Consider the following 13076-nt stretch of genomic DNA (forward strand, 5'->3'; position numbering starts at 1 on the left):
AATCATTCAGGTTGGCCCGCATCAGACGATGCCGGCCTTGACGAAATGCTTCTTGAGCATCTTCTGTCCGAACCAGCCGCCGAGGGCCGCGCAGACCAGGATCGCGCCCATCGCGAGGAAGAACGAGCCGGTGTTGATATTGGCGAAGACGCCATCGATGTACGCCGCGTCCTTGCCGCGGGCCTGCAGGCTCGCCACATAGGCGTCCTTCATGAACCACAATGGCAGGATCGGGCCGGTCAGGCCGTAGGAGAAGACCATGTAGCTGACGAGCAGCAACACCTTGCTCTTGTACTTGCCGGCGCGCGCGATAAGGTCGGCGGCCACGGGGAAGACGATGCTGGCGATGAACGAGAGCACGAAGTGGCCGGAGACGAACAGGAACAGGCCGATCACCACGCCCATGACGGTGATGCCGCCGAACTTGCCAAGACGTGCTGCGAGCAGCATGTACACGCAGCCGGAGATCAACGCGGCCACGGCAGGAAGGAAGATCGAGCCGAAGCCGCCCATGGCGATGGTGCTCACCAGCGTGGCGATGCACACCATCACGAAGTACAGCGCCGCGAAGACGCCGATGGTGATGAGGTCGGCGACCTGGAGCTTGCCGGGCTTCCTGGCTTCCGGTGCGGACTGAGACACGGACTGCGCGGGCTGGTTCGGGGTTTCTGCGGGTGTATTCGGTGAGGTCACAATGATTCCGTTTCGTATGAGTTCGCGTGAATGTTCGTATGAATGGATAATGGTCCTCTCGCCAATGTATCGGTGATTCGGGGGAAAGGCAATACCTGTTTTACCAACGGCACTATCCGGCCTGTCGCGCCGGATAGTGCCGTTGTCTCGGCTCAGAACAGAATCGCAGCGTGGAATCTATTATCCTCAGTTCGCCCCAGTTCCAATGTGGCGCCCATCGCCTTGCACGCGGCATCCGCGATGGACAGGCCCAGCCCCACGCCGGGCACGGCGCTGATACGCGAATTGGTGCCGCGATGGAACGGCTGCATCAGGTCGTCCAAGTCCTCCGGCAAGGTCTCGTCGGTGGTGTTCGTCACGGTCAGGGCGACGGATCTTCCGCCGGCCGTCATCCCAGGGGTGGCGTTGTCGTCTGCTGTCTCGGCGCCGCCCGGCACCTTCCCGTTTCCGTCGCTATCCGCGCCATGATCAACATCGATGGCGACCTCGATAGAGCCGTCCTGCACGTTGTGCACCGCGGCGTTGCGGATCAGATTGCCCACTGCAAGCGCCAGCAGCGACGGATTGACGGGCACTGTGACTGGATCGGCGGATTCGTCTGGACGGTCGACCCGTACAGTGAGGCTTTGCGCCCGGATGTCCGCGCCGATATCCTCGAGCGCGGCGCCCACGCAATCGTTCAGATTCGCGACGGTGCCGTCCGCCACGGTGCGGTCTGTCAGGGTGTCGTCCGTTATGGTGCGGTCGCCGATGACGCTGAGGCTGCTGCCACGATTGCCGCCATTACCGGTGCCATCTCCTGTGCCATCGAACGCCCCGCTCTGGATGCGCGACAGCGTCAATAACGCCTGCACCAAGGCCGCGCCGCGCCGGTTCGCGGCGAGCGCACGGCGCACGGACGGCTCCACGTCCTTGGGGAACCGGCCTTGGGCGAGCGGTGCGTCGAGGTTAGTTTCCACGGCGGCGATCGGCGTGCGCAGCTCATGCGAGGCGTTGGACACGAACCGTCGTTCGGCCTCGGAGGATGTCTGCACGCGGTCGAGCATGCCGTTGATCGAATCCACGAGCCGGTCGATGTCGTCATGGCCGGGCTTCACGTCGAGCCGCGCGCTCAGGTCGTCCGGCTGCAGCGCCGCCACCTGACGGTCCACGGCGGTCACGCGCCGGGAGAGCACCGTGCCGATGAACCATGCCGCCCCGACCGCGAGCAGACCGAACAGGGCGAGCATCACGATGGACACCGTACGCATCATGCCGGTCAGGGAGTCGGTGACGGCGTTCGCAGTGCCGATGATCACGCCGTTGCTCCGATCGAGGATGAGCGGCTTGTCCTGGGATGCGCTGGATTCGACGTCGTCCCATTCCTGCGTGTTCGCCGGGGAGTACAGTGTCGCCCCCTCAAGGTTGCCGCGCGTGCCCGAGTAGCAGGCCATGGGGATGTCGCCCGTCGGGGCGGCGTCCGAATACTCCTTGCGCGTGGAGACGGAGACGCTGCCGTCGGAGTTCATGCACAGCGACATCATCTCATTCTGTCTTGCGGCGGTGCGGGTCACGATGATGTTCTGTGCGACGATCAACGCCGTCATCATCGCGATGATCGTCAGCGCGACGGCCAAGGTCACCTTCGCGCGGAACGATGAGGGACGCAGCCGGCGGGCCAGGGCGGCGAGACGGTTGAGCAAGGGACGGAGTCCTTGCATGCGGCCGCCCGCAGGGGAGGTCGGGGAGAGAGTTGTCATGACAGCCGGTATCCTTCCCCTCGCGTGGATTCGATGGCGTCGCGGTCGCCCAGCTTGCGGCGCAGCGAATAGATGGTGGTCTTGATCACGTCCGCCGGTTCGGCGGCGGACGCATCATCCCAGACCGTCTCATACAGTTCCTGCACGCTCACATACCCGCCGTCCGCACGCATCAGTTCGAGCAGTACGCCGTACTCCTTGGGCGTGAGTTTGACAAGCGTGCGGCCATGGTCGCGGAAGACCAGCCGGCGCGTGGTGTCGAGCGTCAGATCCCCATGCGTCAAGACCACGGCCGTGGCGTCGGCCCGGCCGGCGCGACGCTGCAATGCCCGGAGGCGCGCCAGCAGTTCCGGATAGGCGAACGGCTTGGTCAGATAATCGTCCGCACCGAGATCGAGCCCGCTCACCCGGTCGCTCACCTCGGCGGCGGCTGTGAGCATGATCACCGCCACAGGCAGACGGTTCGCGGCGATCGTGGCCATCACCGCGTCGCCCGACAGCACCGGCAGGTCGCGATCCAGCAGCACGATGTCGATGGTTTGCTCGGAGATGGCCTGCAACGCCTCGGTGCCGGTCGTGGCCATGCTCGTCGCATACCCCTCGTATCGCAGCGCGTCATCCAACGCGTCCGCCAGCTCACGGTCGTCCTCGACGATGAGAATCCTCATGATTCCGCCCCTTCCGCATGGTTCCGCTGGTCGGGTCTGGCCGGAACCATGTACGTCAATTATCCATCCGCCGTTACTCATCCATCGTTGCGGCACCACGGTAAGGCGAAGGTAAGGGATTCTCCCACCATCGCGCCACCGGTCCGGAGGTGTCATGGAAGCGACGCCGCGATGATGCCGTATGTCACGAAGGATGCGATATCCGCTACCGGCGTGGAACAGGAAGCGAGGGAGCAGCCGATGAACACGGGAAACAGGTTTGCAGGCAATAACGCGACGGCCGATGAGTCGCTGGCTTTGACAGCCGACCGCTACTGCCGGGACGCCCGGCCTTTCAGAACACTGCTGGCGGCCGTTGCCGTCATGACCTGTCTGATCGGGCTTGCCGCTTGTTCGTCCTCAAGCGCCGGAGACGGTACAACGGATGCTGCGCGGGACTCCGATCCGGCATCAGAGACCGGTCCTCAGGCTCAATCGGGCATGTCGTCGGACGGCATGGATGCCGACCCTGTCGCGAACCTCACCACGGCCGAACTGGAGACGATCGCCAAACGATTCACGGCCTGCCTGGTGGAGAAGGGCTTCGACGCGAAGGTGGTTGAAAGCAGCGCGCTGGCATCCATCGGCTCTTCGGAGCCGGCCCCCAAGACCACCGTAGTGGTGCGACGGCTCGACGCGGACGGCACCCCCATCATCCCCGGGCCCGGCACGCAGATCTCCGGCGACTCCGACCCGCTCTACCCGGACGTGATGTACACCATCGTATCCGCGGAAGAGGGAGCATGGGTGGGGTTCCAGAATTCCAAGGCGCTCTCCGGCTCGATCTACGCGGACAAGCAGGCCGACTATGCCGCCTGTGAACAGACGAACCCGGACTTCGCGCAGCCTAACTATGCGACGACCGTCGGATCATCCGATGGTACGGCGGACTCCGAGGCGCAACAGATCCTGATCGATTTCGCCCGTCAGGCCCGCGCGGACGGATTCGACTGGATGCCCGACCCCGCGCCGGGCGAGGACAAGATCGTGGAGATCCCCTCGGACGTCTCTTATCAGGAGCTGCGGCGCTTCTTCGACACCTATTCGGGCGACAAATGGCCCACCCATGACGGCATTCCATTCGGCGTCGGCTGCACCGGCGAATGCGAGGCCTACAACCGCATCCTTGCCGAACAGCCGTAAGGCGAAGGTAAGGCGATCGCTCACCGACACGCCACCAGTCGGGCTATTGAATGGACAGCGATGACAACGGGCCGGACAACAGCCCGTACACACAACCCGAGAAGGAACCCATTATGCGCACTGCAATCGTTGTGCCGACAAGCCTGAACGACAACTGCAAGAACAATTCATCAGGTGGCCGCCCGACCCAGTCCGCCGGACGTCCAAACGCCCGCGCAATCCGCCGTACGCTGGCCCTGACACTCGCGTCCGGCCTGTGCATGGCCGCGCTCGCCGGTTGCTCCTCGCCGTTCGCCGCGAACGGCGGCGACGATACGGGCGTCACCGGTATCGATACGTCCACGAACGGCGGCGGCAATGCAGCCGATGCCCTTCCCACAGATGCGACCGCCAAGCGGTTCCTCTCCTGTCTCACCGGCAAGGGTTTCGATGCGCAGGCGAGCGCGGCCCCCGGCATACCGGATGCGGAAGGCAAGGCGAAGGCGGCGACCTCCAAGAACATGGTCATGCTGCGCATGATCGACGCAAGCGGGCAGCCGGTCGCGTCCGGTGACGGCGGCACGAGCGTGAGCGCCGGCGCCGACACCCAGTCGTTGTACGCGAACGCCATGCTCACCTCCATCGACTATGGCACCGTATGGGTGGCGTTCAAGGACGCCACGGCGCTCGCCGGCTCGCCCTACGAATCGAAACAGCAGGAATACGCTGATTGCGAGGCGAAGAACCCGGACTTCACACAGCCGGCTCAGGATTTCACCGCAGGCGCGCCCACCTATTCCGAGGAAGAGCGGCAGGCGGCGCTCGACTACGCCAAGAGGGCGCGCGCCAAGGGCTTCGGCTGGGTCGCCGACCCGGCCAGTGACGAGCCGACGACGATCCTTATCCCCAAGACGGTCGGCGAGGAGGAGCTGCGGCGCTTCCTCAAGGAATGCCCCGTCGGCGACGCACGCATCGCCTTCGGCTTCGATGGCACGGCCGAGGAATTCGGCTACGACTACATGAAGGTGCTGGACGAGGCGACGGGTGCGGTCTCGTGACGGCACAGTGTTGCGACGGCACGATTTCGCGACAGCACAGGCTTGTGACAACACAGTGGCGTGGCGGCATGATTTCGATGCGATACGCGTCTCATGTGTGCGAGTCCCATCAAATCCTGTTTGACCCAGATTCCGACGCAATGACAGTGAAGGAGCCATAACCATGACACGGACGGAAGCCAGACGGTTTTCGAGTAGTCGGCGGATAGCCACGGTCGTCATCGCGCTCGTCGCAGTGACCGCACTGGCCGTGACCTGCGCCGTCATGAAGCCATGGACGCTCATCGGCCACATGACGGCGGATAGCCAGCAGACGACGCAATCATCCGCACCACGGAAGGTCGATGTGACCACGCTGCGCGCCCAGCCGGTCACTAAAGGCGTGCTCAACGCCGAAACCCGGCTGGGCGCCACCCTGACATATGACACGGCATCCGACTTCGCCGAGGCGACCGGCGTCATCACCCAGTTGCCTGTGGCCGGCAAGCAAATCGGCACCGGCGAACAGGTGTACGAGATGGACGGCATACCCGTGGTGCTCTTCCACGGCGAGCGCCCGTTCTGGCGCACGCTCGACACTGGCACCACGGACGGGCCGGACGTGGCCCAATTGGAGCAGAACCTCGCCGAACTCGGCTACTTCTGGGGCGCGCCGGACAACCATTTCGACGGATACACCAAGGAGGCGGTCCGCCAATGGCAGCGGTGGTCGCTCGGCCTCGACGGGGACGTCGCCAACGGCGTCTTCCAGCCGTCCAGTGTGGCCGTGGCCCCTGCGGCGCCGATCCGCATCAAGACCGTGGTCGCCAAACTGGGGCAGACCAATGTGAGTCCGGCCAGCTATACGGGCGTCACCCTGCACGCGCAGGCCACGATCACCGCCGGACAGGCCGCCACGTTCAAGGCCGGCGACAAGGCGAAGGTCGTCCTGCCGGACAACACCACCCTCGACACCACGCTCACCGCGGTCGATCAAGGTGGTCAGTCCTCCGGCGCGTCCACCGGACAATCCTCCGGCCAGTCCAATGGCAAGGACGGGCAGGTCACCCAGCCTTCGGTGCGCATCGACTTTCCCGATCAGACACAGGTGGCGGAATTCGGGGCCACGGCCATCCAGATCATCGTGCCGAACGCGGACGCCGCGACCGAGGAGACGCTTATCGTACCGGTCACCGCGCTCATCGCATCCGCCGGCGACCAGTACGCGGTCGAGGTGATCAGGGGGGAGTCGCTCGAACGGGTGCCGGTCGAGATCGGGCTCGTGGCCAATGCGCAGGTGCAGGTCCTCAAGGCCGACGGCCTGAAGGTCGGGGACAGGGTGGTGGTCTCATGATGCAGGGAGGTCTCATGAGGCGCGATGATGCGGCGATGGGTGTGACGTGGGGTGGCCTCGCGGCGTGCGACGATCCTGTGGCGTATGACAATCCTGTGACGCGCGAGGATTCCGCAATGCACGCCGATCCCGATTCCGACCGGGGCGGGGACGCGGGGCATCCGCCGTTGCTGACGTTGCGGCATGTGACCAAGGCGTTCGTCGGCAAGGACGGCTCTCCGTTGGAGATCCTGCACGACACGTCGCTGGCGATCGGCCGCGACGAACGGATCGCCATCGTGGGCCCGTCCGGCTCGGGCAAATCGACGCTGCTGTCACTGCTCGGCACGCTCGACATGCCCACCTCCGGCATGGTCGCCTACGACGGTGCGGACGTGGCCTCCATGGGGGAGCGGCGTCGCAGCGCGTTGCGCGCCGAACGCATCGGCTTCGTGTTCCAGCAGTTCCACCTCATCGCCACCGTCTCCGCGCTGGAGAACGTGATGACCGGCCTGCAGTACACCACGTTGCCGCGCAGGGAGCGGCGCCGTCTGGCCGTCGAAGCGCTGGAGCGCGTGGGACTCGGCGAGCGCATGCATCACAGGCCCTCGCAACTGTCCGGCGGCGAACAGCAGCGCGTGGCCATCGCCCGCGCATTGGCCAAACGTCCGGACATCATCTTCGCCGATGAGCCGACCGGCGCCCTCGACACCGCCACCGGGCACGCGATAGTCGATATGCTGCTCGCCGCCGGTAAAGCAGGGGCAAGCCTGGTGGTCGTCACGCATGATCCGAACGTGGCCGCACGGTTCCCCCGACGCCTGCACATCCAGGACGGCGTGGTCACGGAAACGGTCAAGGAGGCGGTCGCATGAACAAGCCTGCAAACGTTCTCACCAACAATGCTGCAAACGGTTGCACCCAGGAAGGCGCAAACGATTGCAGAAGGACTCCTGCGCGAAGGACGATCGGCACCCGCGTCCTCGACCTGCTGCGCACGGCATGGTTCGGGGCAACCGGGCGCATCTCGCGTACGATACTGGCATCCTTGGGCATCGCACTGGGGGTAGCCGCCTATGTGGCCCTCTCCGGCATCGCCGCCTCCAATCAGGCGGCCCTGCTCGCCCGGCTCGACGCGCTCGGCGCGAACCTGCAGGTCGTCACCCCCGGTCAGGATTCCAGCGGACAGTCCGTGCCACTGCCCGAATACGCGCCCGAAACCATCGCCCGTCAGAGCGCCGTCGAACGGGTTGGCGTGTTCCTCACCGCGCCGGACGGGGCGCGGGTGTTCAAAAACGAGCTCGTTCCCTCCACCAACGGCAACGCGCTAGCCGTCATGGTCATGCGCCCAGACACGCTCGACGCGGTCGGCGTCGGCATCGCCCAAGGCCGAGGCATCGACCGGAACAACGAGCATCTGCCGGTCGCGGTGCTCGGCTCCGAGGCGGCATACCGGCTCGGCATCAACGAGCCGGGCGACCGTGTGCTCGTCGACGACGCCTGGTACGGGGTCATCGGCATCCTCGAGGCCGCGCCGCAGGCTCAGGACATCGACTCGTCGGTCCTCATCGGCGCCGACTACGCGCTCGCGCACTATGCGGACCAAGCCGACGACATCGGCCGAATCAGCCGGATCTACGTGCGCACCCGCCCCGGTAACGCGGAGGCGTTGCGGCGCATGATCGCCCACGCGGCCAACCTCTCCGGCGGCAACGTGTCCGTGACTGCGTCGGCGAACCTGTCCGAGGCGCGCAACACCACCAACGACTCGCTGACCGCGCTCGGCCTCATGATCGGCGTGATCGCTCTGGCGGTGGGAGGTATGAGCATCGCCAACATGATGGTCGTCACCGTGATGGAGCGGCGCGGCGAAATCGGCCTGAGGCGGGCATTGGGAGCCACGCGCGGCGCCATCCGCATGCAATTCGTCACCGAGGCGGCTATGCTCTCCGCCATCGGCGGACTCGCCGGCGTGACAGTCGGCGCCGTCACAGCCGTCGGCGTCGCGACCGGCATCGGCCAGCCTCCCGCACTCGACTGGCATGGCCTTCCGACCGCCTGGGCCGCCGCCGTCATGGTCGGCATCCTCGCCGGCATCTATCCCGCCTCCCGAGCCGCCCGCATGACCCCCACCGAGGCATTGCGCGGGGTTGTCATCTGATGCTGTATTCGTTTGATCTGCTTTGTTCTGGCATGTTATAATTTATTCATGCGTGTCAAGGAATGGGCGGCTCGTGAGGGTTTGAACGAGCAGACGGTGTGGAAGTGGTGTCGTGAGAATCGCATGCCCGTTCCGTTCGAGCGTTCGGGGAGCGTGTGGCTCATCCATGATCCCAAGTATGAGCAGCAGTCCGCTCCCGTCGTGGGGTCGCGTACCGTATGCTATGCGCGTGTCTCCTCCGCCGACCAGAGGACGGACCTGACGCGGCAGGCGGACCGGTTGAAGGCGTTCGCCATCAATATGGGTGTCGAATCCCCGGAGGTGGTTATGGAGACCGGTTCGGGCATGAACGACAGGCGGCGTAAATTGAACCGCATCCTCGCGGACCCCACGGTCGGCACCATCATCGTGGAGCATCGCGACCGTCTGGCCCGCATGAACGCCGGACTCGTCGAAAGCGCGTTGAAGGCGCAGAATCGCCGGCTCATCGTCGTGGACGACACCGAACCGGACGATGATCTCGTCCGGGACATGACCGAAGCGCTCACCTCGTTCTGCGCGCGCCTGTATGGCAGGCGTGCCGCACGGAACAAGGCGGAGGCCGCGTTGAAGGCGGCGCGTGATGCTTGAGGCCGTCAAGGTCGCGTTGGACCCGACACCAGCGCAGGAGCGTCTATTGTTTGCGCATGCGGGGGCGGCCCGGTTCGCGTTCAACGCTGGCTTGGCGCACGTCAAGGCGACGATCGACGCACACGGGAAACCGGAGTGGTCGCTGTACGCGCTGCGACGCTGGTGGAACGCCAACAAGAACACGCTGGCCGTGGACAAGGACGGCGTGCCATGGTGGCCGGAGAACAGCAAGGAGGCGTACAACAGCGGACTGGAATCATTGTCCGACGCGCTCATGAACTGGTCGAAAAGCCGGAAGGGGCGACGCAAAGGCCGTCGTATCGGCTTCCCCAAGTTCAGGGCGAAGGACCGGACGACACCCCGGTTCGCGTACACGACCGGCTCATACGGTCTGATCGACAATGATCCGAACGCGTTGAGACTGCCCCGGATAGGGCGCGTGCACTGCATGGAGAACATCACCGCCCGGGTCGGCGACGCTCGGGTGCTGCGCATGACCATCACCCGGCATGCGGGCCGCTGGCACGCCTCGCTGACCGTGGAACGCGCCGACCCCACACCGACCATCCCACCCAAGGGCGGCATGGTCGGCATCGATCTGGGAGTCAAGACGCTGGCCGTATTGTCGGACGGCACCATGATCGCCAACCCGCACACGCTCAAGACAGGCGAACGCCGGTTGAAACACGCCCAGAAGGCGTTGTCCCGCAAGGTGAAAGGCTCGAACCGCCGCCGCAAGGCACGCGAACGGGTCTCGCGTCTGCACGCCCACGTCGCCAACCAGCGACGCGACCTGCTGGACAAGCTCACCACACGACTCGCCTCCACCTACTCGGACATCTCGATCGAGGACCTGAACGTGAACGGCATGATCAGGAACCATCGGCTCGCCAAATCGATCATGGACGCATCGTTCTTCGAGATACGCCGCCAACTGGAATACAAGACCGCACGAACCGGCGCGCGACTCCATGTGATCGACCGCTGGTATCCGTCAAGCAAGACATGCTCGAACTGCGGGAGAGTGAAAGCCAAGCTCTCCCTCGACGAGCGCGTCTACCATTGCGACGGGTGCGGTCTCATCATCGACCGCGACCTGAACGCCGCGATCAACATCGAGGTCGCCGGGAGTGCCCCGGAGACCCTAAACGCGCGCGGAGCGGGCGTAAGACCCGCCACCCTCCGGGATGGCGGGCAATCCGCAGTGAAACGCGAACCAAGCAGCCGCACACGCGGCGTGAGACTTGGAGCGGACACTCGCAAGAGCGTCCTGCAAGCCAAAACAAACTAGCTTGCAACGGAATGAGTCTCCGGCTCATGTGCTAGCGTCGATACGTTGCGATCAATGGAACGTAAAGGAGACGCATGGGCGACATCAGGCGGGAGATGGAACGTCTGCGGCCGATCTACGAGACCGGCGTGCTCCGACTGCTGCTGCGCCAGCACGCCATGCTGTATGTGGCGCTGCTTCGCGCCGCGTTCGACCCATTGACCGGCGAGCTGCCCCGCGAAACCGTGGAGGAGCGCTTCGCGCAAAGTCTGCAGCTGTTGGAGAAGACCGGCGACTACGTACTGCACGACCAATCCTATGGCGATGCCGCGCACCGCATCCTCACCGACCTCACGCGTGAAGGGGAGGGTGACTACGCGTGGCTCGCCAATTCCCATGATGCGGCTTCCCACCGCTTCCTCTACCGGCTGACGGCCCGCGCCCATCGTGCCATCGAAGCCCTGAGCCGTCTGGAAGACCAATCCAGCGCATTGTCCGGCGCGCAGGCCAACAGCATCATCATGGAGATCGAGCACGCACGCATGCAACTGACCGCCGATCCCGGCGAGCGCGTCAGACTGCTCAACAAGGAGATCAAGGAGCGGCAGCATGAGATCAGACGGATCCAACACGGTCAGCAGCATGCCACGCTGAACCGGTCGCAGGTGGAGGACATCATCGCCGTGATCCATAATACGTTGCGCGGTGTGCCGATAGACCTGCGTGAACTGGTGCTCACCGAACGGGACAACGGCGATGCGCTGCGCCGCCGCATGCAGGCCGGAGCCATGAGCGTGGACGACACGCTGAACCGCTACCATGAGGACTATCGCCGTTCATTCCGCGAATCCGATGCCGGACGCCGGTTCGAGGACGCCTTCCAGGTGATCATCACCGATGAAGGACGCCGGCAGATCGACTCCGCATTGCGCGATATTGCCAAAACCCCGTATCTGGCCGGAGACTCGGCGACGCTGCTCGGGCAGATACGTGACGAGCTCGCCCGCATCTACGTAGGGCTGGAAGCGGTCCGCAACCAGATGCGCGTTTCGGATGAAGCCATCAGCCGTCTCGTACGCCAGCAGACCGACACCCGCTACCGCACGATGATGAACAGGCTCAACCGTCTGTATGTGAGCCTCAATGCCTCGGCGCAAGCCCATATGGGCGATGCCTCGCGACCATATGCCACCGATACGGCAAACGCGCTGTTCGCCCCGCTGCCGATGCGACCGGCACGGTCCATGACCCACACCGCGACGCCAAAGCTGAGCGGGGGACCATCGGCACCCGACACCGACATGGTGAGCCTCAAGGACATGGTCACCAGCGGAGGTCCACGGCTCAGGCACATGATCGACCTTATCCGGCGCAATCCCGTCATCCAGGACGGTCTGGTGGATGTGGCCGCCAGCTTCAACCGGCTTCCGGAACGCGAACGACGCGAAAGCGAGCTCGTCGGATTCCTCGGAGGGCTGCCCTCGGCTGCCAAGGGGAACGTCGATGACGGACCGGCAATGGACGCAACCTGGCATTGCATCGCACTCGACGGCTCGGATAGGGATTGGCACACCATCCCCTTGTGGGCGACTTTGGAGGAACTTGACGCTATTGCGGAGGAGGAGCAGGCATGAACGAACCAGTGGCCAACCCATACGCCTTGTTCGAAGGCGATTGCGGCGACATGTCCGCAGACGCGCGCATGGCGGCCATCGCCCTGAAACGCGAGCGCTATATTTCCGGCCGGCTATATGATCTGGTGGACGACAACCGTGATGCAGTGCTGCGCTCGCTGAACAACGACCTGTTGGATCTGGTCGTCAACGAACGATACCGCATCATGTATGCGACACCTGTCGCCGGAGACGACGTGTCGCTGCGTTCGCTCAAGACGCGCTCCAGTCTGAAACGCGAGGAGGCGGCGCTGCTCGCCTTCCTGCGCATCCGCGTGCTCGAATACGAGAACACCCGGGTGGGCCGTGACGAATGGCTGGTGAGCTTCGAGGAGATGCGCGCGGCGCTCGCCTCCGGAGCAGGCTACCTGGCCGCGCGCAACGACGAGGAGGGCGTGCTCAAACAGATTGGCGCCGTCGTATCCTCAATGATCACCTACGGGTATCTGAATCGTCTGGACGACGAAGCCATGTATGTGATCACACCGCTGGTGCCGGTCGTGCTCGACCGCGAGCTCGCCGACACATGGCTGGATGCCGCCGCCCATGATCTTGAGGGACGAGACGAAGAGCGGGACGCTGCGGACGGCGACCGGCCTGCGTCGGATTCCACGCCATCCGACGATGCTCCTGACGATGGGGAAGCCATGCCCGATGAGTCCCTGTTCGCCGAACCGCTGTTCGGAGCCACGAATAATGCCACGGATGGCT

11 protein-coding genes and 1 pseudogene are annotated in these 13076 nt (G+C 64.6%); 9 read left to right on the forward strand and 3 right to left on the reverse strand.

Features of this window, described 5'->3' with window-relative positions:
* Positions 1 to 21: 21 nt before the first annotated feature.
* From BW14_RS03690 to BW14_RS03700, 3 genes are all read right to left on the reverse strand, one after another.
* On the reverse strand, positions 22 to 693 hold the full coding sequence (locus BW14_RS03690; RefSeq protein WP_052382000.1) for an MptD family putative ECF transporter S component: 672 nt from the start codon (positions 691 to 693) through the stop codon (positions 22 to 24).
* Positions 694 to 845: 152 nt separating this feature from the next.
* Positions 846 to 2432: a HAMP domain-containing sensor histidine kinase gene (locus BW14_RS03695; protein WP_052381999.1), complete on the reverse strand. Its 1587-nt coding sequence runs from the start codon at positions 2430 to 2432 to the stop codon at positions 846 to 848.
* Positions 2429 to 3100, reverse strand: coding sequence for a response regulator transcription factor (locus tag BW14_RS03700; protein WP_044088249.1), 672 nt, complete (start codon positions 3098 to 3100; stop codon positions 2429 to 2431). Before BW14_RS03700 ends, BW14_RS03695 begins: the two co-directional genes overlap by 4 nt.
* A gap of 171 nt (positions 3101 to 3271) precedes the next feature.
* Between BW14_RS03700 and BW14_RS03705 the strand changes: the two genes are divergently transcribed.
* The 9 genes and pseudogenes from BW14_RS03705 to BW14_RS03745 form a co-directional block, all read left to right on the forward strand.
* The gene (locus BW14_RS03705; RefSeq protein ID WP_044088248.1) at positions 3272 to 4282 is read left to right on the forward strand and encodes a hypothetical protein; all 1011 of its coding nucleotides are present in this window, start codon (positions 3272 to 3274) and stop codon (positions 4280 to 4282) included.
* A 113-nt stretch (positions 4283 to 4395) separates the two neighbouring features.
* Positions 4396 to 5319, forward strand: coding sequence for a hypothetical protein (locus tag BW14_RS03710; RefSeq protein WP_140489280.1), 924 nt, complete (start codon positions 4396 to 4398; stop codon positions 5317 to 5319).
* A 163-nt stretch (positions 5320 to 5482) separates the two neighbouring features.
* Entirely contained in the window at positions 5483 to 6652 is a 1170-nt protein-coding gene (locus BW14_RS03715) for a peptidoglycan-binding domain-containing protein (RefSeq protein WP_044088246.1), read from the forward strand.
* A 116-nt stretch (positions 6653 to 6768) separates the two neighbouring features.
* A complete protein-coding gene (locus tag BW14_RS03720) occupies positions 6769 to 7506 on the forward strand; it encodes an ABC transporter ATP-binding protein (RefSeq protein ID WP_044088449.1) in 738 nt (245 codons plus the stop codon).
* Positions 7503 to 8792 carry an ABC transporter permease gene (locus BW14_RS03725; RefSeq protein ID WP_052381998.1) on the forward strand — a complete coding sequence of 430 codons (1290 nt, stop codon included), beginning with the start codon at positions 7503 to 7505 and terminating at the stop codon, positions 8790 to 8792. The genes BW14_RS03720 and BW14_RS03725 overlap by 4 nt, the downstream gene beginning before the upstream one ends.
* Positions 8793 to 8840: 48 nt before the next feature.
* Complete coding sequence (locus BW14_RS03730) at positions 8841 to 9422, forward strand: IS607 family transposase (protein WP_044088245.1); 582 nt, start codon at positions 8841 to 8843, stop codon at positions 9420 to 9422.
* Positions 9415 to 10713 carry an IS607 family element RNA-guided endonuclease TnpB gene (gene tnpB, locus BW14_RS03735; protein WP_044088244.1) on the forward strand — a complete coding sequence of 433 codons (1299 nt, stop codon included), beginning with the start codon at positions 9415 to 9417 and terminating at the stop codon, positions 10711 to 10713. Before BW14_RS03730 ends, tnpB begins: the two co-directional genes overlap by 8 nt.
* 74 nt (positions 10714 to 10787) lie before the next feature.
* Positions 10788 to 12326 (forward strand): DUF3375 domain-containing protein, encoded by a 1539-nt coding sequence (locus BW14_RS03740; RefSeq protein ID WP_044088243.1) that lies wholly within the window; start codon positions 10788 to 10790, stop codon positions 12324 to 12326.
* A pseudogene (locus tag BW14_RS03745) lies at positions 12323 to 12952 on the forward strand (DUF4194 domain-containing protein); the annotation flags it as partial. The gene BW14_RS03740 and the pseudogene BW14_RS03745, both read left to right, overlap by 4 nt.
* Positions 12953 to 13076: the final 124 nt, after the last annotated feature.

The sequence above is a fragment of the Bifidobacterium sp. UTBIF-68 genome (assembly GCF_006408855.1).
GTDB classification, from domain to species: Bacteria; Actinomycetota; Actinomycetes; order Actinomycetales; family Bifidobacteriaceae; genus Bifidobacterium; species Bifidobacterium reuteri.

Excerpts from the sequence above, each read along its gene's own strand:
- BW14_RS03695 (WP_052381999.1), bottom strand. The coding sequence starts at position 2,432 with ATGACAACTCTCTCCCCGACCTCCCCTGCGGGCGGCCGCATGCAAGGA.
- BW14_RS03700 (WP_044088249.1), bottom strand. The coding sequence starts at position 3,100 with ATGAGGATTCTCATCGTCGAGGACGACCGTGAGCTGGCGGACGCGTTG.
- BW14_RS03705 (WP_044088248.1), top strand. The coding sequence starts at position 3,272 with ATGATGCCGTATGTCACGAAGGATGCGATATCCGCTACCGGCGTGGAA.
- BW14_RS03710 (WP_140489280.1), top strand. The coding sequence starts at position 4,396 with ATGCGCACTGCAATCGTTGTGCCGACAAGCCTGAACGACAACTGCAAG.
- BW14_RS03715 (WP_044088246.1), top strand. The coding sequence starts at position 5,483 with ATGACACGGACGGAAGCCAGACGGTTTTCGAGTAGTCGGCGGATAGCC.
- BW14_RS03720 (WP_044088449.1), top strand. The coding sequence starts at position 6,769 with ATGCACGCCGATCCCGATTCCGACCGGGGCGGGGACGCGGGGCATCCG.
- BW14_RS03725 (WP_052381998.1), top strand. The coding sequence starts at position 7,503 with ATGAACAAGCCTGCAAACGTTCTCACCAACAATGCTGCAAACGGTTGC.
- BW14_RS03730 (WP_044088245.1), top strand. The coding sequence starts at position 8,841 with ATGCGTGTCAAGGAATGGGCGGCTCGTGAGGGTTTGAACGAGCAGACG.
- tnpB (WP_044088244.1), top strand. The coding sequence starts at position 9,415 with ATGCTTGAGGCCGTCAAGGTCGCGTTGGACCCGACACCAGCGCAGGAG.
- BW14_RS03740 (WP_044088243.1), top strand. The coding sequence starts at position 10,788 with ATGGGCGACATCAGGCGGGAGATGGAACGTCTGCGGCCGATCTACGAG.